The sequence below is a fragment of the Amycolatopsis umgeniensis genome, assembly GCF_014205155.1.
In the GTDB taxonomy this organism is placed as follows: domain Bacteria; phylum Actinomycetota; class Actinomycetes; order Mycobacteriales; family Pseudonocardiaceae; genus Amycolatopsis; species Amycolatopsis umgeniensis.
The window spans coordinates 1,355,891-1,379,805 of sequence record NZ_JACHMX010000001.1 but is presented as its reverse complement, the minus strand read 5'-3'; the positions used below and the strand labels follow the sequence as shown (position 1 = coordinate 1,379,805).

Here is a 23,915-nt window from a genome sequence, read left to right as displayed (position 1 = left end):
GGCCGCAGAGCACCTGGAGGTCCCCGTGTCCACCGATCAGGCCGCACGCACCGGCGCCAAGGTCGAAATCCTGACCCTGGACATCGGTGGCGACCTGAGCGAACCGGCCAGGGTGCGCGCCTGGGCGCGGGCGGAACTTCGTGACTTCACCGAAGCGGACCTCACGGACACGATCCTCGTCCTGGACGAACTGGTGTCCAACGCTGTGCGGCACGGGAAGCCGCCGAGGCAGGTGCGCCTGCTGAGGCGGCCGGGCCGCCTGCGCATCGAGGTCGACGACTCGGGCAAGGCACCCGCGATCCCGCGTCAGCCCTCGGAAACCGGTGGCCGCGGCCTCGCGCTCATCGACGCCTGCGCCACCGCGTGGGGCCAGGACCACGACGAACACGGCAAGACCGTGTGGGCGGAACTCGCCCAGGCCTGACGAAAGTCAAACGTGTCCGGCGCCACGTCCGGCCCGCTGTTTCGGGGCCCGTCCGGCGGGTATCCGAAGGCAACGGACGAGAACGAATGGAGGCCTGATGAACGACAAAGCCGAGAACAAGGTCGAAGAACTCAAGGGCAAGGCCAAGGAAGCCGTCGGGAACGCCACGGACAACGAGCAGTGGCAGGCCGAAGGCAAGGCCGAGCAGGGCAAGGCCAACGTCAAGCAGGCCGGGGAGAAGCTCAAGGACGCCGTGAAGGGCGTTCGGGACTGACCGTGCGACCAAAGGGGCCTGCCTTCGGGCAGGCCCCTTTTTCGTGTTTTCGTGCGGGAGACGGGTTTGCCCGCGCCGGTGTTCCCGGAGGGAGGGGTGTGTGGAAATAGGGACGTTCAATGTCCCTATTTCCACACACCCCTCCGTGACCGGACTCGGGCCTTGAGACTCCGTAGCCGGATCCCGGGGCTCGGTTTCGCCTTGAGCGGAACGTCGCGCACGGGCCCCGGCCCGATGTCACGATGAGCGTATGGCGGACATCCTCCCTTTCCAGCAGAAGCGCACGGATCCCGAACCGGAGCCGCTGTGGCGAGACGTGCTGGGCCAGAGCCTGCGCGCGGCGAGGGAAGAACAGGGCGGCCGTCTCATCGACATCGCGGAGCGCGCCGGCATCTCGCCGCAGTACCTCTCGGAGATCGAGCGCGGCCGCAAAGAGCCCTCCAGCGAGATGATCGCCGCGGTCACCGGCGCGCTCGGGATCGACCTGGCGGATCTCCTTTTCGGGATCGCGGGCACGGTCCGGCGGGGTGGCAGCACGGGCCTCGCGGTCGGCCGCCGCCCATCGGGACCCGTGCTGATGGCCGCCTAGGCGCACCGCCTAGCCCCGGCTGTCGAGGACCTTGTCCGCGAGCCCGTAGGCGACGGCGCCCGCCGCGTCGAACACGCGGTCCCGGTCGGTGTCGTGCCGGAGGTCCGAGACGGCGCGGCCGGTGTGCGAGGAAAGGATCTCCTCCAGCTGTGTCCGCACCCGCACGACCTCGTCGGCCTGGAGGATGAGATCCGGGATCGTGCCGCGCCCCTGCGCCGCAGGCTGGTGCAGCACCACGCGGGTGTGGGGCAGCACGAACCGGTGCCCGGCCTCGCCCGCGGCCAGCAGGATCGCACCCGCCGCGACGGCCTGGCCGACACACGTCGTCGCCACCGGCGCCTTGATGAAGCGCATGGTGTCGTACAACGCGAGCATCGCCGACGGGTCGCCGCCTTCGGTGTTGATGTAGAGGTTGATCTCCTGCTCCGGGTTGTCCGCCTCCAGGTAGAGCAGTTGCGTGATCAGCGCGTTCGCCACGCCGGAGTCGATCGCGGTGCCGAGGTAGATGATCCGCTCGGACAGCAGATGCGAGTAGACGTCCATGATCCGCTCGCCCCCGGGGCTGCGGGAGATGACGTTGGGAATGGTGTAGGTGCTCATGCGCCGACGCCCCTTTCCGTGCCGAGGCCGAGTTTGTGGGTGCGCACGGGGACGACCTGGTCGAGGCTCTCGACGATGTGGTCGATGAAGCCGTATTCGCGCGCCTGTTCGGTGGTGAACCAGCGATCGTGCAGGGAATCGGCGAAGATCCGGTCGATGGGCTGCCCGGTGTCGTCGGAGATGAGGCCGAGCACCGTGTCCCGCGTGTAGCGCAGATCGTCCGCCTGCACCTCCACCTCGACGGCCGAGCCGCCGATGCCCGCCGAACCCTGGTGCATCAGGATCCGCGCGTGCGGCAGCGCGAACCGTTTGCCCGGGGTGCCCGCGGACAGCAGGAACTGCCCGGCACTGCACGCCAGTCCCAGCGCGAGGGTGGCGACGTCGCACGGGACGAGCCGCATCACGTCGCGGATGGCCAGCATCGAGGGGACCGAGCCGCCCGGCGAGTGGATCCACAGGGCGATGTCCTTGCGGGGATCCTCGCTCGCCAGTGACAGCAGCTGGGTGGTGAGCACCGTCCCGTTGTCGTCGTCGAGCGCGCCGTCGAGGACGAGGACGCGCTGGCTGAAGAACCGTTCCCGGAGCCGTTGGTCGAAGAGGGGTTGCTTCTCGTGGTCGGTCATGTCCCGACCATGCCGCCGGGGAACCGCCGACCGCCGGTTTCTCTGCTGTGAGCGGATCAGCCCACAGCAGGACGCCGGGCGGGGACGAACCACACGGCGAGCGTCAGGCCGAGGGCGAAGACGAGGATGAGGAGATCGATGGTCAGCCCCGGCTGGACCGGAAGGCCGAGGTGTATCCGGTCATCGCCGATGAAGGTCAGCAGACAGGTCGAGATCAGCGTCAGCCCCGCGGAGACGCTGAGCATGATCTGCCCCGCCCGGACCTTGGCGAGCAGGCTCGCGCCGCCCACCACCGCGGACACTCCGGCGAGGATCAGGCTGAAGCATCCGGCGATGATCGACAGTTCCGCGAAGTCGAAGAGGTAGTAGGCGTGGTGCATCAGCATCGCGTTCGTGAGCAGCGCGAATCCGAGCACCATGCCCGCCACCCCCGCCAGGGCCGCGGACACGGAAGGCGTGCTCAAACCGGGACGCGACGGGGCGGGCAGGATCGGAACGGAGGGTTCGACACCGCTCGCGGCCTGAGTCAGGAGCGGGAGCGCGTGGTCCGGCAGCATGCGCGCGTGCGGCGCTTTCGCCATCAGCCCGCGGATGACGTCCGCCAGCACCCCGTACGTCCGGCCGAACGGCGGCTGTTCGTTGACGACGGCGTAAAGCGTGGCCGCGATGTTCACCCGCTGGAAGGGATTCATGCCCTCGCTCGCACTGAGCAGGGTCACGCCGAGCGACCAGAGATCCGAGTGGGGAGTGCCTTCGTGCCCCGCGATCCGTTCGGGGGCCAGGAAAGCCGGTGTGCCGGACGGGTCGAGGGCCTTGGCGATCCCGAGGCCGGTCAGCTTCACCGTGCCGTCGGGGGACACCAGGATGTTCGCGGGCCGCACGTCCCCGTGCACGACGCCCGCCGTATGCGCGGCGGCGAGCGCGCCGAGCACCTGCCTGCCGATATCGGCGACGAACCGCGGCGGCAGCGGACCGGCGGACGCCAGGTCCTCCAGGGTCTTCGCTTCCACCGGATCCATCACGATGAACGCCGCCGCGTCCGCCACCACGACATCGTGGACGGCCACCACCGACGGATGGTCCACCACGACACCGGCTTCGGCCTGGAGCCGCTTCACGAGAGCCGCGCGGCCCGGCTCGTCGAGTACGGGGAGCAGGAGTTCCTTGATGGCGACCTGGCTGCCGTCGGAGCCGTCCTCCCCACGCCACAGCACGGCCGCCCCGTCGCCGCCCAGCTTCTCGAGCAGGGTGTAGCGCTCGGCGATCGTGCGTGAAACTGCCGTCACAGTCGGTCTCCTCGAATCCTGAAGTGTCTTCGAGGCACGCTAGCCAGCGATCATGAAAAACCGATGAAATGGCTGATCGTCCATAAAGGTCCGGTCGGGCTGGATATATTCACAGCCATGCTGAGCTTGGCGGCGCTGGTCGCGGACCCGGATCTCGAACTGCGGGTGGTCGTCCCCGGCCGCGACGGGGCACTGGCCGAGCAGGTGCTCTGGGTGCACAACACCGAGCTGCCCGATCCCGCGCCGTATGTGCGTGAGCACGAGGTCGTGCTCACCAACGGCCTGTGGCTGGACCGCACCGGCCCGGCGGATTTCGTCGCGCGGGTGGTCCGCGCGGGAGCGGCGGGGATCATCTTCGGCCTGCGCGTGGAGCAACGCGACACCCCTCCGGAACTCGCCGAGGCGTGCCGGGAAGCCGGGCTGCCCCTGCTGGAGATCTCGGTGGCGGTGCCGTTCACGGCGGTCACGCGCGCCGCGGCCGCGATCCAGGCCGCGGACCGGCAGAACGCGCTGATGTCGTTGGTGCGCCGAGGGGACGAGCTGACTTCGGCGCTGTCGAGGGGCGCCGGGGCGTCCGGGGTGCTCGCCGTCCTTCGCGGTGAGCACGAGCTGCCGCTGGCTGTCGTGGACCGGATGGGCCGGGAACTGGCGTCCGCCGGTGCCGAACTGGACGCCGGCCAGTCGCGCGCCGCGGCGGAGGCCTTGGCCAGGCGTCCGCCGCCGCTGGAGGCGGATCTCGGCGCGGGGACGCGGGCGGCGCTGTTCCCGGTCGGCGCGATCGGCGAGGCGGACGCCGCGCTCCTGTGCCTGCGTCCCGTGGCGGAGCTGACGGGGGAGGAGCGGGACGCACTGGAGCAGACCGCCCGCTACCTCAGCCTGGAAGTGGCCCGGCACCAGGCGGTGCAGGCCATCGAGATGCGGTTCGCCGTCGAACTGCTGGACATGGTGCTCTCCGGCGCGCAGCGGGTCGCGGAGGTGCCCGGCAGGCTGCGAGCTTTCGGCGTCGACCCGGACGGTCCGCTGGCGGTGATCGCGCTGGCGTTCGCGGGCGACGACACCACCGCGACCCCGCCGGGGATGGCGGAGGCCGTGACGGACTTCCTGCTGGCGGACGGACTGCCCGCGGTCGTGGCGGCGGGCAGCCGGGACGTCGTGGCGGTGCTGCCCTTCCGCGCGGGGAGGCAGTCGCCCGCCGCCTTCGCGCCCCGGTTGGCGGCGGCCGTGTCCCATCGGCTGTCCGGTGGTCGCGTGGTCGTCGGACTGGCCGATCCGGTGTCCGGAGCGGCCGGGCTGCGCGAGCCGCTGTCGCGCAGCCGCGAAGCCTGCCGGGTGCTTCGCGGCAGGCGCGGCGGGCCGGTGGCGGCGAGTTTCGCCGAGCTGGGCAGCTACCGGCTGCTGCTGGAGTCGCACGACGAACAGTGGCGGCACACCTTCGCCGACGCCCTGATCGGTCCGCTGCGCGAGCACGACCGAGTCCGCGACGGCGACCTGGAGACGACCCTGCGGGCGTTCCTCGACCACGACGGCCAGTGGGCGGCCACCGCCGCGGCCCTGTTCGTGCACGTCAACACCTTGCGCAATCGGCTGGCGAAGGTCACCGAGCTGACCGGCCGCGACATCGGCCGGACCGCGGACCGGGTCGACCTGTTCCTGGCGCTCGAGGCGGCTCAGTCAGGGTAGACCGCCGGGTCGACTTCGAGGCGCCGCAAGGGTTCCGCGGGCAGGGCCGGATCGGCCAGCGCCGCGGCCGCCACGTCCCGGCACCGGGCGAACCGGACGTCGCCGAGGCCGAGTCCGAACTCGATGAGCGCGCGCACCGCTTCGAGCCGTCCCGGGCGGCCCGAGAGGAACGGGTGCAGGCACAGGTTGAACAGGCATCGGTAGCGGCGCATCGCGTCCAGTTCCGCGCGCCACATCTCCAGTACCCGCACGGGAGAGGTGATCACCGATCCGATCTGCGGCGCGGGAAGGAACGCGTACTGCTCCCAGTCGTCGAGCGACCAGTGCACGGGAAGTTCGGCGATCCGGCCCGCCCCGGTTTCGATCAGGTAGGGCCGGTCGTCGGCCATCAGCGACGAGTCATAGCTCAGCCCGTGCTCGGCCACCAGCGCCGGAGTGTCCCAAGTGGACTCCCAGCCCGCCGCGCGATGCCCGCTGATTTCGATGCCCTGGCTCGCGAAGACCGCCATGCCCCGCTCGAAATCGGCCCGTTGCCCGTCGGCGGTCATCGTGGTCGGCGGCCGGTGGCTGTAGGAGTGGTGCGCCACCTCGTGCCCCCGTTCCACGATCTCGGCGGCCAGGCCGGGCCGCTGTTCGGCGACCCAGCCCGGTACGAAGAACGTCGCCGGTACGGCCAGTTCGTCGAGCAGGCCGAGGATGCGCGGCACCCCGACCCGGGGCCCGTATGCCTGATGGGACATGGTGGACAGGTGGTCGGCGTAGCCCCGTCCCCGCGCGAGGATCGGGGATTCCGCGTCCACGTCGAAGGTCAGGGTCGCCACCGCGGCCGCGCCGCCGTGCCAGCTCGTTTCCGTCACGCTTGCCGACTCTCCCGCCAGCGGCGCGCGTTCGCCACCGTGACCGTCGGGGAGACCATCGCCCGGTCGAACTCCTCCAGGGGTTCCGCCGCGGCGACGCGGGCGGGCAGATCGGGGTTGGCCAGCGCGCCGTGCCCGAGCGAGAGCAGGTCGGCGTGCCCGCCGGTGAGCACCTCGTGCGCCTGGGTGGGGTCGTGCATCCCGCCGTTGGCGATCACCGGCAGTCCGGTGACGCGCCGCGCGAGGGCGGTGATGGTGCCGCCGTCGGCCAGTTTCGCCGTCTCCAGCCAGTTCCGGCCCTCGCTGGCGATGTGGAGGTAGTCCGCGCCCGTCTCGGCGACCGCGGCGAAGATCACCTCGGCGTCGTCGCGGCCGCCGGGCCAGCGATAGGTGAAGTCGTTGACCTTCGTCTGCGAAAGCCGCACGCCGGTCAGCAGCTCGGGCACGGCTTCGGCGACGGCGGTCACGACGCGGGCGGTCAGCCGGATCCGGTGCGAGACCGGGCCGCCGTAGGAGTCGGCGCGCTGATTGGTGTAGTCGGTGAGGAACTGGTCGAGCAGGTAGCCGTTGGCCGCGTGCACCTCGACACCGTCGAAACCGGCCTGACGGGCGCGCCGGGCCGCGGCGGCGAAACCGTCGACGATGTCGTCGATCTCGGCGGTGGTCAGTTCGCGGGGAGCGGGCCACGGTCCGGAACCGCCGTACGCGGGCATCATCTCCCCGCGAGGCTGGACGGCCGAAGGGCCGACGGTGTGCTCCCGGTGCGGATTTCCCTGGGAGATGGCCCCGGCGTGCATGAGCTGGGCGATCATCCGCCCGCCCGCCGCGCGGACTCCGGCGGTGACCACGCGCCAGCCCGCGACGTGCTCGTCGCGGGCGAGGCCCGGCTGGTTGAGATATCCCTGGCTGGCCGCGGTGTCGGTGTAGGTGCCCTCGCTGATCACCAGTCCGAACCCGCCGCGGGCGAATTCGGCGTAGTAGTCGGCCATTTCGCCGGTCGGCGTGCCGTCGGGCGAGGCCGAGACCCGGGTCATGGGGGCGACGGCGTAGCGGTTGCGCAGCGCGAGGTCGCCGAGCGTGACCGGGGCGAGCGCGGGGTGTTCGACGGTGGTGGTCATGATCGTGATCCTCCATTGTGGACGGTTTCGATGGCGAGCGGGGAGAGTCCGGCGGCGCTGATCCGCACGAGATCCTGGGGACAGGCGGAGACCACGACGACGCAGTCCATTTCGGCCCGCAGGGTCACCGCGTCGCCGGGCCGTGAAGACGCTGTCAGCCAGCTCAGCCGCCCGTCTTCGCCGACCGGGATGCGCATGAAGACGTTGATCGGCTGGGGAGTCGGGCCGGTGAAGGTCAGCCCGGTCTCGGCAAGTGCCTCGCGCAGATTCTCCGCGCAGGACCGATGACCGGGCGCCCCCAGGGCGGCGTACCGGGCCGGGTCGCAGGCCGGGATGAGCATGTCGTGCTCGCCGGGGGAGGTGTCCTCGACCAGGGTCAGGATCGGGCGGCGCCGGTCGGTCACGAAGGACTCGCCGACGACAGGGAACAGCCTGTCGTTCGCGGCGCGGGTGTGCGCCGCGCTGTGGTGCTCGGCCAGGTCGCTTCCGCTGTCCCGGAACGCGAACACGTCGCCGACCTGGCCGCCGTCGACGTCGATCACCCGCACCAGCTCTCCCGCGGCCACCCGGACGGCCTTGGCGGTCCCCGGTGGCACTTCCGTTCTGCTCATGTCTTCAGCAAACCGGTGAAGGGGGTGCTCCCGCCATGGAGGAACATCCATGATCCTGCTCTCCAGGTGGAGAAATCTCCAGGAGCGTGAAACTAGTTTCGACTTTGACCATTTTCGTGCCGCGGGGTTAGTGTTCGGCGATGGAAGACGGGGAAACGGCCGGGCTGGACTTCTGGTCGTTCGTGGCGCTGGCGAACCGGCGGCTCGCGCAGGAGTACGGCTTTCGGCATCAGCTGGCGACAGAGGTGCTGCTGACCCTCAACCGTGCCTCGGACCTGGTGACCTACGACCTCGAGGCGGCGGTGCACCGGCCGCGCGGCCGGTCGTGGTCGGCGTTCCGGCTGCTGTTCGTGGTGTGGCTCGCCGGCCCGCTCGAACCGACGAGCGCGGCCCGGCTGACCGGGATGAGCCGCGCGGCGGTGTCGAATCTGGTCAAGACGCTGGTCGCGGAGAGGATGCTCCACCGGGTCCCCGACGAGCGGGACGGCCGTTCGGTGCAGCTGTCGCTGACCGAGGCCGGGCACGAAGAGATGGTCTCGGTCTTCCGAGAGCACAACGAACGCGAGTTCGGCTGGACGAACGCGCTGACCGAGACCGAACAGCGCATCCTCGTGATGCTGCTGGGGAAGCTGATCACGAGCCGCGAGGAGTTCGGCACCCGGAGCCGCAACTAGGGGGCGGCTGAAGGACGCTTTCACCGCATGCGATGTGAGGAAAGCGCCCTTCACCACGTCGGATGCGGGGAAAGGCCCCTTCAGCTCCATCGGACCCTTCCCGTCGCCCGGAAGACCGGACTACGCTGCCCCACGGATAGTAAAAGTGTGAACTAAATCGGCGAGGAGGAGACCATGGTGGACGCCGGACGGATTCCCGCGCTCTTCGCCGGGTTGTGCGACGACGCCGCGGTGTTTCCGCCGGGTCTGGCTCCGCTGCCGGACGCCGTCGTGGCGCACGACGAGCACGTCTCGGCCTGGTACGCGGACCTCGTCGGACCGCTGGTGGTCGCCGCCACCGCGCTGAACGACCTCACCGAGGTGCTGGGCGAGCGGGCTCTCCCGCTGCCGGTCGCGGTGACCCTGCCGGGCGGCCCCGCGCGGCTCGATGGCGTGCTCGGGGCCGTCGGCGCGCTGCCGGTGAAGCTCGAAGCACTCGAGATCGCCGTCCCGGACGGGATGGGACCGGACGAGGTGCTCGCCGCGCTTTCCGGTGCCACCGCACCGGTCTACGTCGAGATCCCGCGTGACGACCGGCGTGTCCCGCTGCTGACCGCCCTGTCCGGCACCGGTCACCGCGCGAAGTTCCGCACCGGCGGCGTGCGGGCCGACCTGTACCCCGGCGAAGCCGAACTCGCCGACGCCGTCCGGACGGCCGTCGGGGCGGGTGTTCCGTTCAAGGCCACCGCCGGGCTGCACCACGCGCTCCGCAACACCGACCCGGAGACCGGCTTCGAACAGCACGGATTCCTGAACCTGCTGCTGGCCACCGACGCCGTCCTCCACGACGACGGCGACCCCGAAGCCCTGCTCGCGGAACGGGATGGCGCGGTCGTCGCCGCCCGTCTGCGGGCGCTGGACGCGGACCGGGCCGCCGCCACCCGCGCGGGCTTCACGTCGTTCGGCACCTGCAGCATCACCGACCCCCTGACCGAACTGGCCGGACTCGGCCTGCTCGAGAAGCCCCGAGGAGAGGCATGACCACGATCGACATCCCCGCAGGCTCCCTGTTCGGGATCGGCAACCTGCCCTACGGCGTGTTCTCCGTCGACGGCGATTCCCCTCGTGTCGGCGTGCGTGTCGGGGACTCGGTTCTCGACCTGGCCGCGGCCCTCGGTGACGACGTCTTCGCCGCGCCGACGCTGAACCCGTTCATGGCGCAGGGATACGACCGCTGGGTGGCGGTCCGCGAGCGGATCCGCGAGCTGATCGCCGGTGAACTCCCCGACGGCGTGGTCCATCCCGTCGCGCGGGTGACCACGCACCTGCCGATCGAGGTCGCGGACTACGTCGACTTCTACGCCTCCGAGCACCACGCCTCGAACGTCGGCAGGCTGTTCCGCCCCGACGCGGAACCGTTGCTGCCCAACTGGAAACACCTCCCGGTCGGCTACCACGGGCGGTCCGGCACGGTCCTGGTCTCCGGCACGGACATCGTGCGCCCGAGCGGTCAGCGCAAGACCCCGGCCGACGCCGCGCCGGTGTTCGGTCCGAGTACGCGGCTGGACATCGAAGCGGAACTGGGTTTCGTCGTCGGCACCGGAACCCCGCTGAACACCCCGATCTCCCCGGATGCCTTCTCCCGCCACGTTTTCGGCGCCGTCCTGCTCAACGACTGGTCGGCCCGCGACATCCAGGCGTGGGAATACGTTCCGCTGGGCCCGCATCTCGGGAAGAGCTTCGCGACCTCGATCTCCCCTTGGGTCGTACCGATCCTGGCGCTGGAGGCCGCGCGGGTCCCGCTGCCCGGCCAGCTGGATCCGGTGCCGCTGCCGTACCTGCGGGAAAGCAAGCCGTGGGGCCTCGACATCGACCTGGTCATCGAGTGGAACGGCGAGGAGGTCAGCCGCCCGCCGTTCCGCGAGATGTACTGGTCGCCCGCCCAGATGCTCGCCCATTTGACGGTCAACGGCGCTTCGTCGCGCACGGGCGACCTGTACGGCTCCGGAACGATCTCCGGACCGGAGAAGCACCAGCGCGGCGCGTTCCTCGAATTGTCGTGGGGTGGCAAGGAACCGCTCACGGTCAAGGGGGAGGAGCGCACCTTCCTGCTGGACGGCGACGAGGTCGTGATCACCGGAACCGCACCCGGCGCGGACGGCGCGCGGATCGGATTCGGCGAGGTGCGGGGCCGAGTGCTGCCCGCGAAGTGAGCGAGGGGCCGCTCACTCCAGCGGCGCATCGAGGCGCAACTGCCGGTTGAGCACCGCCCGCGCGACCTCCGTCACCGGGAGCCGGTGGCTGAACGCGTGGGCGCGCAACCGCACCAAGGCGTCTTCGAGGCTGATCCCGAGTTCCGTGGCCAGCATTCCCGTCGCGACGTTCACGTCGTCGTAGTGACCCGCGACGTCGGGCCGCGCCCAGTGCGCGTGCGGGTCGTCCCCGCCGTTGCTGTCGGTGAGCAGCGCCGTCGTGGCGATGGTGGCCAGTGCGAGCGCGTCGCCCAATCCCTCCCGCCCCAGCGTTCCGGGCTCGTGGCGGTAGAGATCCAGGGTGCCGAGCCGGAGCGCGCCGATCCCGAGCGGGAAGGCGAACGCCGCGCCGACCCCGCTCTCCGCGGCACCGTCGGCGAACCCCGGCCAGCGCTGTTCGTCGGCGGCGAGTTCGTCGACCAGCACGGGATCACCGACGGCGAAGGCTTCGACGCCGGGGCCTTCGCCGACCGTGTACTGGAGTTCCTCCAACGACGTGGCCCACGGGCCGTCCGCGGCCACCAGTTCCTGATCGTGATCGCGCAGGCGCAAGGAGACCGCCGAGCCGTCGACGTCGAGTTCCCCGACGGCGACCGCGCAGACCACACCGACCCATCCGGTGTCAGGGTCGCGGTCCGCCACGCGTTCGGTGACGAGCCGCCACAACCGCTCCCGGCGCCGACCGTCCACCGTCGCCACCTCCGTTCCGGGGATCCGGTTCCATCATCACCCACCGGAACACGAAGCCGCAGCACGGAACGACGCGCTCACCCGCGCCGGGGGAAGGCGGGCTTCGGATACGCCGCGAGCCGGTGCGCCAGATCGTCCTCGCCCTCGTACGAAGGGGGCGGTTCGGGTCGCGGCGAGCGTTCGCCCGAGAGCAGGCCATGGGCGAACTCGGCCACCACCCTGGGCGCCGGAAGCGGCTCCGCGGTGAGGTAACCGGCGACGACGAGGTCCTCGCCGGCGTGGGTCTCGACGGTCAACGCCCACCCGTGCCGCTCCGTCCAGAGCAACGCCACATCGCGGTCCGGCCGGTCGGGAAGCCGCCGCTCCAAGGCGATGTACGCGCTCGCCGTCGGCTCGGATTGGGTGTAGAACGCGTCACCGTGCAATCCCAGCGCCTCGTTCACGCCGCGCACATAACGTTGGAGGCCCTGTAAGGCCGCTTCGCCGAAGTTCGTTTCCATCCGATCGCCACCTCACGGTCGGTGTACTGGATGTCCGGAAAACCGCCGGTTCAAACCGGTTCAGCGAAGACGTCGGTACCGAAGGTAGACGACCCGGGAACCCAGTTTCCGGGACTCGACCAGCCGCAGGTCGTGAGATTCGGCCAGTGGCGGGAAATACGGGGTGCCGCCGCCGAGGACGACCGGGTAGACGAACTGGCGGTACTCGTCGATCAGGTCCTCGGCGATGGCGTCCGCGGCCAGACTCGCCCCGCCGATGGACACCACACCGTCACCCGGCCGGTCACGAAGCCTGGCGACCTCGGTGGCGAGGTCGTCGGTGGCCAGGCGCGCGGTGCCCTCCACCGTGTCCAGCGTCCGCGAGAACACCACTTTCGGGATCGGCCGCCAGAGCCGGGCGAACTCCAGTTCCGCCTCCCCGGACATGGTCTGCTCGGCGGTCTCCCAGACCAGCATTTCCCGGTACAGGTTGCGCCCGCACAGATATCCGGCGAGCCGACGGGTCTGCTCGACGTGGAAGCGGAACACCTCCGCTTCGGGAGCGCTCCAGCCGAAGTCGCCGTCCGGTCCCGCGATGAAACCGTCCATCGAAACGCTCATCGAGTAGATCACCGGCATCATCGGGCACTCCTCGGCGGCTGGGGATACGGCTCAGGCGGATACTGGATCAGCCTAGTCAGGTGTGCGCCTTCCTCCCGATTTCTTCGCTCAAGCTCGCCGCGGTGCTTTCCTGGCTCCTGGTCGCGATCGCGTCAGTGCGCGGTGAGTCCACCATCGACGACGAGTTCGGTCCCGGTGACGAACGATGATTCGTCGCCTGCCAAGAAGAGCATCGTGGAAGCGACCTCGGCGGGGCTGCCCGCGCGGCGCATCGGGGTACGCGCGATATCGGGTTGCCGGTCGCCCTGCTCGTCGAGCAGGTCTTGGATCATCGGGGTGGCGATGACACCGGGGTGCACGGAGTTGACCCGGACGCCACGGGTGGCGTATTCGACGGCGGCGGTTTTGGTCAGCAGCCGCACCGCTCCCTTGGTCGCCTGATACGCGGCGGCGGCTCCGCTGCCGACCAGGCCGAGCACCGAGGAGGTGTTGATGACGGACGCGTTGCCGGAGGCGCGCAGCAAGGGCATGGCGGCCTTCATCCCAAGCCAGGTTCCGGTCTGGTTGACCGCGACCACCCGGTCCCAGCCATCCTTCGTGGTCTCCTCGACACCGGGCCAGTCCACGACACCGGCGATGTTGACCAAGACGTCGAGGCGGCCGAAGCGCCGCCGGGTGAGTTCGATCGCCTCACTCCAGTTCTCCGGAGAGGTGACGTCCAACCGGACCGCCAGCACTTCGGCGCCGGTGGCTCGCAGACGTGCGGCGAGCTTTTCCGTGGTGTCCTGGGAGATGTCGGTGACGACCAGGCCTGCTCCTTCACGGGCGAACAGTTCCGCGGTGGCGTGACCGATACCGCCGGTCGCGCCCGTGATCAACGCGACCTTGCCGTCGAGGCGTGCGGGCATGATGTCTCTACTTTCCTGTGGTTGCCGGGGTGGTCAGGCGGCGGTGATCCACACGCCGACCACGTCGATATCGCTCGCTATACCGACCAGCGTCGACCACGGCGAAAGGCGAAGGCAGGACGTGTGGTGACCGGGTGTGCCGCACCCACCCAACCGGACGGACCGCGACCTACCCTGATGTCATGGGCAGTGGTGAGCTGGGAGCGTTCCTGCGCGCGCGCCGTGCACAACGGACACCCGAAGACGCGGGCGTGCTCTATTCCGGCCGGCGCAAAGTGCCCGGACTGCGCCGCGAAGAAGTCGCCGTCCTCGCCGGGGTGAACGCCGACTACTACACCCGCCTGGAACAGGGCCGCGAGACCCACCCGTCACCGCAGGTGCTCGACGCCCTGTGCCGCGCGCTGGATCTCGACCCCGACGCCCGCGAGCACCTGTACCGGCTGGCCGGTGCCACACCGGACAACACACCCTCGCCGGCATCCCGGACCGTGAGCCCCGAACTGCGGCAACTCATGGACGGCTATCCGCACACTCCCGCCTTCGTGCTCAACCACATTCTGGACGTACTGGCCACCAACACCCTGGCCGACGCGCTGTTCTCACCATTCCGCGCGGCGGACAACCTCGCCCGCATGACCTTCCTCGACCCCGAGGGACAACAGTTCTACGCCCGCTGGGACTGGACCGCACAGGCCACCGTGGCGAACCTGCGAGTAGCCGCGGGTCTCAACCCGCAAGACCCCGCCCTGGAACGTCTGGTGGCCGAACTCAGCGAGGGCAGCGCGCACTTTCGTGCCTTGTGGGAGACCCACCAGGTGCGCGGCAAGACCCGCGAACCCAAACAGCTCGTACACCCCGATGTCGGCCCGCTCACTCTCACCTACCAGGCCTTCGACGTGCGCAGCGCCCCTGGCCAGCAACTGGTCATCTACCACGCCGAACCCGCCACACCCAGCGCCCACGCCCTCGCGTTGTTGAGCAGCCTCCACGCCACCACGTACCGCACGCGCACGGCGACGCCACAGTCCACGAAGGACAGTCAGTGATCGGTCGCTCGCAGAGCCGCGGCGGCGGCGGACTGGACGGCGGGGTGGGGGTCGACCAGAGCGTCGGCGAGAAGGGAACGCAGGCCGGTGGGAGCGGTTCGGCCCAGTGCGGTCGCGGCGTTGGCCCGGACGCGTGGCCTGGTGTCGCGTAGGGCCTTGGTCAACAGCGGGATCGTCTTGTCGTGGGTGATCCGTCCGAGCGCCGCGGCGGCGCGGGATCGGACCAACTCGTCCTCGTCCTCGAGCGCGTTGGTCAGCGTCCAGATGTAGGCGGGGTCGGCTCGTTGTCCGATGATCCAGACGATGGCGCGGCGGACGAGGGGGTCGGGATCGTGGCCGGGCAGGTGGTACCGCGTGCCGATGCGGGCGAGGATTCGTCCGGCGAGCTTGCGGACACGCCGCTCGTCGGTGGTCAGCAGCACCTGCACCACGGTGAGCGCGACCGAGTCGTCGGCCAAGCGAACCAGGCCGGTGAGGGCGGTGTGGACGTGCCAGCCTTCGCAGGCGGCGGCCAACCGGCCGAGAGCGCGGTGGTCGCCGTGCTTGGCCAGGACGCGGAAGGCCCGCGCGCGGACGGCAGGGTGGACGTCGTCGGTGGCCTTGAGGGCGGCGGGCGTCGCCAACGGCCCGCCGATCCGGTTCAGGGCCAGCAGGGCACCCTCACGAACGTCAGAGGAATCATGGTCGAGCAGCGGCAAGATCGCCGACGCGGCGTCGGGCGCTTCGAGCTTGCCCAGTGCTTCCACCACGGGCAGCGCCTGGATGCCGTCGGACTCGCGCAGGACGTCGATGAGCGGGCCGGCCGCCTCGGCGACCCGCAGGTTGCCGAGCACCTCCGCGGCCGCGAAGCGACCCGGACGGCGGTGGCGGAGGTGCTCGATCAGCACGGGCGCGACCCGAAGGTCACCGGCGCGGCTCAGTGCGCGGGTGATGTCGTGCGCCGCGCCGTGCCGCACCCGCCCCAGCGCGTCGGCCAGGACGTCCAGCCGTCTCGGGTCGCTGGTCTCGGCGATGCGCTGGGCGGCGCCGCGGCTCAGCCAGGCCCGATCGCGATCCGTCTCGTTCAGCAGCGTCACCAGCAGGTCGAACACCTCGTCCGAGGACTGTGCGGTGAGACCCTCCAGGGCGGCCTGGACGACGTTGGCGGCAGGGTCGGACAAGGCCCGCACGAGGATCGGCTGATGGGCGGGATCGTGGCCGGAACCGAGGGCACCGACCGCGATGGCGCGGATCATGCCGTTCGGATGAGCCGCCAGGGTGGCCAGCCAGGCCGGCCCGACCGGATCGGACACGACCGCGTGCACATGGTGGTCGAGCGCCTCACGCGCCTCGATGCGTGCCGCCGACCAGCCCTCCGGCTTGGTCGGTTCGAGTTCGACCAGCCGCGCCACCAAGGCGTCCCCGATGGCGGTGACCGAATCCCGATGCTCGCGCATGATCTCCAGTGTGCCCGGCCGCGCCACCGAAATTCGCCCGCGGGATCAGCTTCTCCGGGTGCGCGCCTCAGGCGAGGGTGGCGCCGTAGGCGTTAAGCACGGAACGCAGCGGCTGGAAGAAGCTGACTTGGCTGTTCCCGCCGGACAGCACTCCGTAGCCGACGCCGGCGTAGAACAGCGGGCCGCCGCTATCGCCGCTCCCGATGGGGATGTCGGTGGCGATCGTCCCGACGACTTGCTTGCCCTTGCCGAAGTTCACGGTCTGGTTCAGGCCGAGGACCTTCCCGCACGTCTTCTTCGTGGTCATGCCGCTCTTGCACACCGGTTGCCCCACCTGCGGGGTGCCCGCGCGCAGGATCCGCTGGGTGCCGCCGTCGTAGAGGTTGACCCGGCTGTGCCCGGAGCCGGAAAGGTCCCGGACGCGGCCGTAGTCGGTCACCGGGAAATGGGTGTCCACGTTGGGACCGACACCTTGCCAGTCCAGCCCGTGTTCGGTGCAGTGCCCGGCCGTGAGGATGTACCGGACGCCCTTGACGAGGATCGCGAACCCCGCTGAGCAGTAATACGGTTCACGGCCGGGGCCCGGCGAGACCGTGTACATCGCATCACCGCCGTTCACCGCCGACTGCTCTGCCGCACCGGCCGAGGACGGCGCCGCGGAGACGACCGGGCAAGCCGACAAGACCGCCGCCACCGCGGAAATCAGCACCCCGGCCTGCTTACGACGTGAGCAGCCAAACATGGTCGTGTCCTTCCGTCCTTTGCAGACTGGATAGCTGCGACCAGTCCAGTGCCGCGCGCTCCGCGACGCAATGGGAGTCAGCCTGACGAGTGATCAGAAGCGGTCGGCCGCCGAAAGTGACTGATCCAGCCATTCCCGCAACTCCCTACTTGCGTAGGCTCCTCGCCCCCTTGACGAGCGCGCGGATCGTGAGGTCCTGGTTGACGACCCGGAGCACACGTCTGGCCTGATAGTTGATCGAGGCCGCCCGGCGGGTATCGCGGTCGTCGCTCTCGAGCGGGATCAGCGCGTAGTACTTGAAGTTGTCGACAACGGAGATGTCCTCGATCATCGCGAGGATTTCGTTGTCGTCGGCGAGCCTCAACTCGTTGTCGCGGATGACCCAGAGCCGGTTCTCCCGGTCGCCAAGACACGCATAGAGGCAGTTGATCTCCTGAAGAACTCGCTTGGGCATGAAGTCGTAGTAACGGTAGTGCAGGGTCGAGATCGCGTCCCGTTTCCTCGACAACTCGTCTGCGCTCGGCAGGGAGCCGATGTGCAGGCTCGCGAGCTGACTGATCTCCTCGCACAACTGCTTGCGCAGCTCCAGGTAAGTCTCGATGACCTTGGTCGCGATCCCGTTGGCCTGCTTGCGATTCTCCAGCACAAGGCCCGAGAGAGCACCGATCATTCCACCCAGCAACAGCGTCAGCAGCGGGAGCAGGACCGTGAGTGTCCCAGCGGACATCAGATCGGCTTTCCTGAAGCCTCGACGAGAGCAGCGAGGGCACTGACGGTTGGAGCATCGAACAACGTGCGAACCCCGACCGGCACACCGAGTTTGTGGCGCAGGCTGGAGACAAGCTCGACCGCGGTCAGCGACATCAGGCCCAAGCTGAACAGATCGGTGTCGTCATCACCGCTGTCCAAGCTCTCCAGCCCGAGGACACGAGCGGCTTCGTCCCGCACCACCGTGAGGCACCGCTCGCGATCGTTCGGCGCCTTCGGTATCCCCATGCGCGCCATTCTGGCATGCCGACTTCGTCGAGGCGACATAGCTGGTTCGGCAACCGATCGGCCGAGCCTGCTGAGGTATCCCAGGAAACACGTCGAGGATGGCGAGATCCGTCGTTGGTCTTGCCTGTGAGTCACGCGGCGAGTATCAGGGCAAGCCATCCCCCGACGGCCGCGGCGAGCACGCCGAAGACGAATCCCAGCCACCGCGGGTAGGTGTAGTCGTCGACGGCGAATTCTCGTACCAAGGCGATGAGCAGGCCGACCGCGCCGGTCACGATGAGGACCACGTCCTTGTCCACGGTGTTGCGCAGATCCACGACCGTGGCGCCCTTGCGCAGGAACACGATCCCGCCGGTCGCCGTCGAGACCTGCACCACCACCGGGGTACCCGGCTCGGTGTCGATCGCCTGCTGGTCATTGCCGAACTCGAAGTCCCCGGTCGCACCGCGGACGGTGATGAAGTAGGTGAACTGCGTTTCCGTGTCCAGCGAGGACATGTAGGGCTCCTGCCGGTGCGCGATGACCGTGCCTTCGATGCTGGAAGTCGGCGCGTTCCGACCGTTCAGGTCGTGGACGGCGTAGGTGAGTATGCCGGCCGAAACGCCGAACCACAGCAGGGTGACGAAGAGCCGCACTACCAGCATCACAGCAGCGTAGGGGCGGTATGCGGCAGGCAGGGAGGGCATAACCGCCCTCAAACCGGCTCCGTGCCGACAGTCCGCCCGGAGACTGTCACCCGGGGCGGATCGCGGGTCGATTCCACCGTTGTGGGGAGGCGACTCATGCGCAGATGGGGCGCGGAAGTGGCCGGGAGCGGGACAGCTCCCGGCCACCGGCCTGCTACCCGGGCAGGGTGTCAGTCCACTCGGCGCTGATCTTGGCGCCGGCGGGGTTGGTCACGTGGTACATCGCCCCGTCCATGGTGACGAAGATCGACGTCCCGTTCACCCGGCCGGTCGCCGGATCGACCACGAGCCGCTCGCCCTCGGGCAGCAACAGGCCATGCCCGCCCGGCACCGTGCCGAGGTTTTGGACACCGGGGTAGTCGGCGATCAGGCGGAAGGCCGTGGCCCGGACCTCCGGCGTGGCAGGCAGTGTGGACACCAGCGAGATCAACGACTGGAAGCCGGCTTGTTCACGGTCGCTCGCGGTGAGCGTGCCCGCACTCGTCCGGGCGTCGCTGCGTTCGAGGGCTTCCGCGATCCAGGCCTTCAACGCGTCCGGGTCCGTCGGGAGGGCACGTAACTGCTCGAGGGTCAGATCGGCGGCGACCAGCGAGAACGGGGTGGCTGAAGTTCCCTTCAGCGGCGTGACCTTGCCTCCTGTCTTCGCTCCCCGCATCCACAACCGACCGTCCGGCTTGATCCAGTACTCATATCCACTCGAAGCAGCGGCGCCGTCCACCTCGGTCACGTTCACGTGCCAGTAGGTACCGGACCCCTCGGGGGAACGCTCGGCGGCGGTGGCGGCCGCGAGCAGGATCTCCTGCCCACTGACCGTTCGCACCGGGGGACCGTCGACCGGTGCGGCCGGCATGACCGCGATCGCCACGGCGGCGGCCGCCGCCGTGAGTCCGGCGCCCGCGATCAGCCATCCGGTCCGCCGCTGGGAGGCCCGGCCGCCGCGCATCCGGTTCTGGAGCCGTTGCCTGCTGCGATCGACCACGTCCTGGGACGGCTCGTCCGAGGCCAGCGCGGCGCGCAACGTCTGCAGGTCATTCATCGAGTGCCTCCGGGGTGAGGATGAAGTTGAGCTTCTTGCGTGCACGGCTGAGCCGGGAACCGACCGTGCCGGAGGAGATACCGAGCGCCGCGGCCACTTCCTCGTATCCGAGCTGGCCGAGCGCCACGAGCAACAGCACGTCACGTTCCCCGGCGGACAGCCGCGACAGCGCGTTCGCGAGCTGAGGAAGCAGCCGCCGGGCGGCCACCGACGCGACCACCCTGCTCTCGTGCCCCTCGACCGCTGGTGCGACGCTCATCCGGGCCAGCGCCCGATAGTGGCGAGCCTCCTTGCGGCGGTGTCTGGCCACCAGATTCGTGGCGATGCCGAACAGCCAGACCCGCACCTCACCGCGTTCGGCGTCGAACGTTCCGCGCCGGTCGAACGCGACGAGGAACGTCTCCGCGGCGATGTCCTCCGCGGTCTGCGCGTCCAGGCGGCCGGCCACGTATCGGTAGATGGCCGTGAAGTGGCGATCGTGCACTTCGGTGAACAGTTCCGGGTCTTGCGGCAGCCGGGCGGCCAGGTCGGCATCGGTCACCTGCTCGCCCGTTCTCGCTGTCATATGTCCACCTCTGACATGTGGATCCTTCCTGTCGGCAACCAGCTTTCACCACCACTTCGCCGCTGGCCGGCTTCTTCTTCCCACCCAGCTGTACCGTGCCGCCCGCTGGCACCGGCACGCGGCGGTGGCGACAGGGCGGTTGGTCTTGGGCGGGGCCGCATTCAACGCGAATTCCCTAAACGGATCGGCGACAGCCGGAGATGATGTTTTCGAGAAGTCGACTCACTGACAAAGTGGGCGCGATTCACCAACTTCGGGCCCGCTGGGAAATATCTCCAGCAGACCGAGGTGTCGATCGGTATCTGACGACAACACTCCATCGGTTGATGTGCCATCACACTGATGGACCAGCCGCGAACTCGGCGGTAGTGAGTACGCTTTTGCCTCGAGTCGAACGAGCTACGCGGTGACGGCGCCACAATGATGCCTGGAACCGCACTGGCGGCGCGCGGTCGGCTACCATGAGGTCGAGGTATTGTGCGAGGACTTCACGCTGATCGAACGGGCGATATTTCGGAAATTGCCGAAATTGATTCGCGTATCCACGGCGGCGTCGCCAAGAAGGTCCGCTAGGGCATCACCCGGTGGTGAGTCTGCCGTATCCTCATCGATCTCGTACGAAAAGCGGAATCGGCGAAAGCGGCCGGTCGAGGACACGGAGATCAAGGGGTCGAGCGTCATGACCAGGCCACTATCTTCCGGTGAACAGGAGCGGCCCACCGGAACGCAGCCTCTCGCGTCGCGGCGGGAACGCGTCAAGGTCGCGCGAAAATGGGCCTATCTCGTCAGCAGCACCACCTACCTGCCCTTGTCGCACGACCAGATCGAACGGGAGTTGCTCGGCCTGCTCGATCGGCTGCTCGAGGCGGTGGCCGGGGATCGGCCCGCCACCGAGGGCGCGGCGGAGGTCGGCGCCGAACTCGTCCGGATGCACTGTGTCGGCAAGACGAGCCTGCAGTGCACGGTGGACGTACTCGCCGCCGCCTTGCTGGCACCGGCGGATTCACGATCCGCCGATCGGTTGCCGGAGCGCGTCGCCAGATTGCTCGGTGCACTGGCGTCCGGCTACGTGGAGGCGATCCGTTCCACGGCCGTCGAGCAGCGGGACACGAGTGATCAGGCGTTGCTCAACGCGGTCCGCGAGTCGCAGCGTGAGTGGCGGGCCAGTGAGGCCCAGCTGGACGAGATCTTCCTCGGTTCGCCGAGCGGGATCGCGGTCACCGGGCCCGAAGGGCGACTCGTCCGCACGAATCCCGCCCTGCACCGGATACTGGACCGGGAGTCGAGCGAGGTCACGGGCGGCATCCTGTTCGAGTTCGTGCACGAGGCGGATCGGCGGCTCCTGCTGGACGGCTACCGCGATCTCCGGGACGGCAAGATCGACAGGCTGCGATCGCGCCCGCGCTTCGTCACCAAGGACGGCGACCTGTTCCAGGCCACGCTGACCGCTTCGCTCCTACGCGGTTCGGACGGCTACGTCACGATCGTGTCCGACGACGCGGAGCTGACGCTCCTGCAGAACCAGCTGCGACACCAGTTGTTGCACGACATGCTCACCGGTCTGCCGAACCGGCAGTTCTTCGGAACGCATCTTGAGCACGTGCTGCACCTGCCGAATCCGGCGACGCTGTACCACGTGGATCTCGACGGGTTGTCGTTGGTCACCGATGGTCTCGGCAGGAAGGCGGGGGACAGCCTGCTGCGGATCGCCGCGGACCGGCTCAGAGCCGTGGTGGCGGGCGAGAACGCGATGGTCGCGCGGTTCGAGAGCGACAAGTTCGGCATTCTGATCGAGAATTCGGCGACCACGCCGGACGTCGTCACGATGATCGAGCGGATCAACGAGAAGCTGTCGGAGCCCGCCTACATCGACGGCAAGGGTCTGGCGGTGACGGCGAGTTTCGGCGTGGTCGAAGACCTTCCCCGCAACGTCGAGCCCGCCGAGTTGCTGCGTTCGGCGGACCTGGCGATGCGGCGGGCCAAGGGCAAGGGGCCCGGCCGGTGGGAACGGTACGACCCGGTGTGGGATGTCCAAGCCAGGGAAGCCATCGGCCTGGTGGCCGCCATGCCCGGCGCCTGGGAGACCGGCGAGCTGGGCATCGGCTACGAGCCGCTGGTACGTCTGGCCGACGGCGAGATCGTCGGGGCCGAGGCGCGGCTGAGGTGGGAACATCCGGAGCTGGGACTGCTGCCGAGGGAACGGTACCTCGAACTCGCCGAGCGCACCGCGCTGATCGGCACGCTCGGCGCGTGGCTGGTCAAGCGGGGCTGGACGGACAAGGCCGCGGACGGCGGCTCGGACATGCCGCTGCTGGTACCGCTCACGCCGAACCAGCTGGCCGATCCTCGGCTGGCCGAGACGATCCGAGGAGTTCTCGACAGCGCCGCGCAAACCCCCGACCGGTTGTGGCTCGGCCTGCCGGCCGGGGCATTGCTCGTAGCCGGATACGAGATCGCCGACAACGTGCGCGTGCTCGCCGACCTGGGAATAGGAGTGGTACTGCACGACTTCGGCGTGACGCCGGGCGAGCTGGCGTTGGTGGAAGACCTTCCGGTACGCGCCGTACGCCTCGACTCTCGTCTCGTGTGGCATGCCCTCGATGAGGATTCGATGGTTCTCGCCGGGACGAGGACCATGATCGCGCTGGTGCGCCAGGCCGGGATCACCGTGCTCGCCGGTGATCTCGAAACCAGCACGCAGGCACGGTGGTGGCAGCGAGCGGGAGTCGAGCTGGGGATGGGCCCGCTGTTCACCGGCGACGAGGGGCCGGTGACCGACATCGGCTCCCTCATCGGCGGTGGACGGACAGGTCCGATTCAAGGCCGGTGATTCTCACTGTCCTGAGTGGACAGTCGCCTCGCGATCGGAGTTCCGCTTCAGGGCTTGCGTGCCATCCCGGCGTAGAGGACCTGGTTCAATGTCGGGTTTTCAGCGATGTCGCCGGGCCCCGCGGGGCGCCAGGTGCCGCATCCGACCAGGCCGGGTTCGAGCAGTTCGAGGTCGCCGAACATGGTGAGTACGTCGTCGAAGGGGCGTGGCGTGACCTGGTCGCCGCCCTTTGTCGCGATCCTGAGTACTTCCCGAATCTGGTAGGGCTGGTAGTCCTCGGTGATGTGTGTGATCGCCAGATGGCTTTCGGAAGCCATCGCGTCGATGTAGTGGCACATGAGGCCGGCCGGGTCGGATTCGTCCGGGATCCAGTGCAGCAGGCACAGGAACAGCATGCCGATCGGCTCGTCGAAATTCAGCTGCCGACGCAGTTGCGGATCGTTGAGGATCCGTGAGGGGTCACGGGCGTCGGCCTTGAGCGCGATGGCGTGGTCGTTGCCGGCGAGAATCAGTTCGCTGTGCGCGACCGCGACGGGGTCGTGGTCCACGTAGACCACCCGGCATTCCGGGTCCGCGTCCTGCGCGATTTCGTGCACGTTGCCGACGGTCGGCACGCCCGAACCGATGTCGAGGAACTGGCGGACGCCCTGGTCGATCATGAACCGGACAGCCCGTCGGAGGAACGCGCGGTTGAGTCTCGCCACACCCCGCGCGTGGGGCACAACTTGCTCGGCGCGCGTGGCGGCCTCGCGGTCGACGGCGAAATTGTGGCCACCGCCCAACAAGTAGTCGTACATCCGGGCGGCGCTGGGCACCGTGTCGTCGGTCCCCGGTGGGACCCAATCCGGCAGTCGCGTCAGTGTCAACACCCCGATCCCATCGCTTTTCCTTGGAGAGCCGTCGAGTTTACTCA

General features: G+C 69.1%; 28 protein-coding genes. 9 read left to right on the top strand and 19 right to left on the bottom strand.

Annotated elements, in window-relative coordinates; all coding sequences use genetic code 11:
- Positions 1–25 precede the first annotated feature (25 nt).
- The 3 genes from HDA45_RS05845 to HDA45_RS05835 all read left to right on the top strand — a co-directional run bounded on the left by HDA45_RS05845 (position 26) and on the right by HDA45_RS05835 (position 1,287).
- Entirely contained in the window at positions 26–424 is a 399-nt protein-coding gene (locus HDA45_RS05845) for an ATP-binding protein (protein WP_343071994.1), read from the top strand.
- Between the two features lie 97 nt (positions 425–521).
- Positions 522–698 carry a CsbD family protein gene (locus HDA45_RS05840; RefSeq protein WP_184892578.1) on the top strand — a complete coding sequence of 59 codons (177 nt, stop codon included), beginning with the start codon at positions 522–524 and terminating at the stop codon, positions 696–698.
- A gap of 250 nt (positions 699–948) precedes the next feature.
- Positions 949–1,287, top strand: coding sequence for a helix-turn-helix domain-containing protein (locus tag HDA45_RS05835; protein ID WP_184892576.1), 339 nt, complete (start codon positions 949–951; stop codon positions 1,285–1,287).
- 9 nt (positions 1,288–1,296) lie between these two features.
- Here the strand turns inward: HDA45_RS05835 and HDA45_RS05830 are convergent, their stop codons facing one another.
- From HDA45_RS05830 to HDA45_RS05820, 3 genes are read right to left on the bottom strand one after another with little or no spacing between them, the layout of a single operon-like run.
- Positions 1,297–1,887, bottom strand: a complete 591-nt coding sequence (locus tag HDA45_RS05830) for a ClpP family protease (RefSeq protein ID WP_184892574.1) — start codon at positions 1,885–1,887, stop codon at positions 1,297–1,299.
- A complete protein-coding gene (locus HDA45_RS05825) occupies positions 1,884–2,510 on the bottom strand; it encodes a ClpP family protease (RefSeq protein ID WP_184892572.1) in 627 nt (208 codons plus the stop codon). The genes HDA45_RS05830 and HDA45_RS05825 overlap by 4 nt, the downstream gene beginning before the upstream one ends.
- A gap of 56 nt (positions 2,511–2,566) precedes the next feature.
- Entirely contained in the window at positions 2,567–3,796 is a 1,230-nt protein-coding gene (locus HDA45_RS05820; RefSeq protein WP_184892570.1) for a protein kinase domain-containing protein, read from the bottom strand.
- Between the two features lie 117 nt (positions 3,797–3,913).
- Between HDA45_RS05820 and HDA45_RS05815 the strand changes: the two genes are divergently transcribed.
- Positions 3,914–5,476 (top strand): PucR family transcriptional regulator, encoded by a 1,563-nt coding sequence (locus tag HDA45_RS05815; RefSeq protein ID WP_184892568.1) that lies wholly within the window; start codon positions 3,914–3,916, stop codon positions 5,474–5,476.
- Here HDA45_RS05815 and HDA45_RS05810 read toward each other — a convergent pair.
- From HDA45_RS05810 to HDA45_RS05800, 3 genes are read right to left on the bottom strand one after another with little or no spacing between them, the layout of a single operon-like run.
- Complete coding sequence (locus tag HDA45_RS05810; protein ID WP_184892566.1) at positions 5,464–6,333, bottom strand: polysaccharide deacetylase family protein; 870 nt, start codon at positions 6,331–6,333, stop codon at positions 5,464–5,466. The two genes, HDA45_RS05815 and HDA45_RS05810, sit on opposite strands and share 13 nt — an antisense overlap.
- Positions 6,330–7,451, bottom strand: coding sequence for an oxidoreductase (locus tag HDA45_RS05805; protein WP_184892564.1), 1,122 nt, complete (start codon positions 7,449–7,451; stop codon positions 6,330–6,332). Before HDA45_RS05805 ends, HDA45_RS05810 begins: the two co-directional genes overlap by 4 nt.
- Positions 7,448–8,062, bottom strand: a complete 615-nt coding sequence (locus HDA45_RS05800) for a DUF1989 domain-containing protein (protein WP_184892562.1) — start codon at positions 8,060–8,062, stop codon at positions 7,448–7,450. The genes HDA45_RS05805 and HDA45_RS05800 overlap by 4 nt, the downstream gene beginning before the upstream one ends.
- Before the next feature lie 140 nt (positions 8,063–8,202).
- Here HDA45_RS05800 and HDA45_RS05795 point away from each other — a divergent pair, with 140 nt between their 5' ends.
- The 3 genes from HDA45_RS05795 (at position 8,203) to fahA (ending at position 10,928) form a co-directional block, all read left to right on the top strand.
- Complete coding sequence (locus tag HDA45_RS05795; RefSeq protein ID WP_184892560.1) at positions 8,203–8,736, top strand: MarR family winged helix-turn-helix transcriptional regulator; 534 nt, start codon at positions 8,203–8,205, stop codon at positions 8,734–8,736.
- A 174-nt stretch (positions 8,737–8,910) separates the two neighbouring features.
- Positions 8,911–9,756, top strand: coding sequence for a hypothetical protein (locus HDA45_RS05790; protein WP_184892558.1), 846 nt, complete (start codon positions 8,911–8,913; stop codon positions 9,754–9,756).
- Entirely contained in the window at positions 9,753–10,928 is a 1,176-nt protein-coding gene (gene fahA, locus HDA45_RS05785; RefSeq protein ID WP_184892556.1) for a fumarylacetoacetase, read from the top strand. Before HDA45_RS05790 ends, fahA begins: the two co-directional genes overlap by 4 nt.
- A 12-nt stretch (positions 10,929–10,940) precedes the next feature.
- Here fahA and HDA45_RS05780 read toward each other — a convergent pair whose 3' ends face one another.
- From HDA45_RS05780 to HDA45_RS05765, 4 genes are all read right to left on the bottom strand, one after another.
- Entirely contained in the window at positions 10,941–11,657 is a 717-nt protein-coding gene (locus tag HDA45_RS05780) for an ANTAR domain-containing protein (RefSeq protein WP_184892554.1), read from the bottom strand.
- Between the two features lie 77 nt (positions 11,658–11,734).
- Complete coding sequence (locus HDA45_RS05775) at positions 11,735–12,157, bottom strand: DUF6292 family protein (RefSeq protein ID WP_184892552.1); 423 nt, start codon at positions 12,155–12,157, stop codon at positions 11,735–11,737.
- Between the two features lie 60 nt (positions 12,158–12,217).
- The gene (locus tag HDA45_RS05770; RefSeq protein ID WP_184892550.1) at positions 12,218–12,778 is read right to left on the bottom strand and encodes a dihydrofolate reductase family protein; all 561 of its coding nucleotides are present in this window, start codon (positions 12,776–12,778) and stop codon (positions 12,218–12,220) included.
- Between the two features lie 131 nt (positions 12,779–12,909).
- Positions 12,910–13,665 carry an SDR family NAD(P)-dependent oxidoreductase gene (locus tag HDA45_RS05765; protein ID WP_184892548.1) on the bottom strand — a complete coding sequence of 252 codons (756 nt, stop codon included), beginning with the start codon at positions 13,663–13,665 and terminating at the stop codon, positions 12,910–12,912.
- A 182-nt stretch (positions 13,666–13,847) separates the two neighbouring features.
- Between HDA45_RS05765 and HDA45_RS05760 the strand changes: the two genes are divergently transcribed.
- Complete coding sequence (locus tag HDA45_RS05760) at positions 13,848–14,711, top strand: helix-turn-helix transcriptional regulator (RefSeq protein WP_184892546.1); 864 nt, start codon at positions 13,848–13,850, stop codon at positions 14,709–14,711.
- Here the strand turns inward: HDA45_RS05760 and HDA45_RS05755 are convergent.
- The 8 genes from HDA45_RS05755 to HDA45_RS05720 all read right to left on the bottom strand — a co-directional run bounded on the left by HDA45_RS05755 (position 14,705) and on the right by HDA45_RS05720 (position 20,853).
- Positions 14,705–16,147, bottom strand: a complete 1,443-nt coding sequence (locus HDA45_RS05755) for a HEAT repeat domain-containing protein (RefSeq protein ID WP_184892544.1) — start codon at positions 16,145–16,147, stop codon at positions 14,705–14,707. The genes HDA45_RS05760 and HDA45_RS05755 overlap by 7 nt on opposite strands.
- A 67-nt stretch (positions 16,148–16,214) precedes the next feature.
- On the bottom strand, positions 16,215–16,856 hold the full coding sequence (locus tag HDA45_RS05750) for a S1 family peptidase (protein ID WP_343071993.1): 642 nt from the start codon (positions 16,854–16,856) through the stop codon (positions 16,215–16,217).
- Between the two features lie 178 nt (positions 16,857–17,034).
- Positions 17,035–17,616 carry a hypothetical protein gene (locus tag HDA45_RS05745; protein ID WP_184892541.1) on the bottom strand — a complete coding sequence of 194 codons (582 nt, stop codon included), beginning with the start codon at positions 17,614–17,616 and terminating at the stop codon, positions 17,035–17,037.
- Positions 17,616–17,885 carry an acyl carrier protein gene (locus HDA45_RS05740; protein WP_184892539.1) on the bottom strand — a complete coding sequence of 90 codons (270 nt, stop codon included), beginning with the start codon at positions 17,883–17,885 and terminating at the stop codon, positions 17,616–17,618. The genes HDA45_RS05745 and HDA45_RS05740 overlap by 1 nt, the downstream gene beginning before the upstream one ends.
- Before the next feature lie 131 nt (positions 17,886–18,016).
- Positions 18,017–18,529, bottom strand: coding sequence for a hypothetical protein (locus HDA45_RS05735; RefSeq protein WP_184892537.1), 513 nt, complete (start codon positions 18,527–18,529; stop codon positions 18,017–18,019).
- Positions 18,530–18,725: 196 nt separating this feature from the next.
- Positions 18,726–19,607: a CU044_5270 family protein gene (locus tag HDA45_RS05730; protein WP_184892535.1), complete on the bottom strand. Its 882-nt coding sequence runs from the start codon at positions 19,605–19,607 to the stop codon at positions 18,726–18,728.
- On the bottom strand, positions 19,600–20,172 hold the full coding sequence (locus HDA45_RS05725) for an RNA polymerase sigma factor (RefSeq protein WP_184892533.1): 573 nt from the start codon (positions 20,170–20,172) through the stop codon (positions 19,600–19,602). Before HDA45_RS05725 ends, HDA45_RS05730 begins: the two co-directional genes overlap by 8 nt.
- 456 nt (positions 20,173–20,628) lie before the next feature.
- Positions 20,629–20,853, bottom strand: coding sequence for a hypothetical protein (locus HDA45_RS05720; RefSeq protein ID WP_184892531.1), 225 nt, complete (start codon positions 20,851–20,853; stop codon positions 20,629–20,631).
- Between HDA45_RS05720 and HDA45_RS05715 the strand changes: the two genes are divergently transcribed.
- Positions 20,852–23,002, top strand: a complete 2,151-nt coding sequence (locus HDA45_RS05715; RefSeq protein WP_184892529.1) for a putative bifunctional diguanylate cyclase/phosphodiesterase — start codon at positions 20,852–20,854, stop codon at positions 23,000–23,002. The two genes, HDA45_RS05720 and HDA45_RS05715, sit on opposite strands and share 2 nt — an antisense overlap.
- Before the next feature lie 47 nt (positions 23,003–23,049).
- Here HDA45_RS05715 and HDA45_RS05710 read toward each other — a convergent pair whose 3' ends face one another.
- A complete protein-coding gene (locus tag HDA45_RS05710) occupies positions 23,050–23,871 on the bottom strand; it encodes an SAM-dependent methyltransferase (protein ID WP_184905338.1) in 822 nt (273 codons plus the stop codon).
- Positions 23,872–23,915 lie beyond the last annotated feature (44 nt).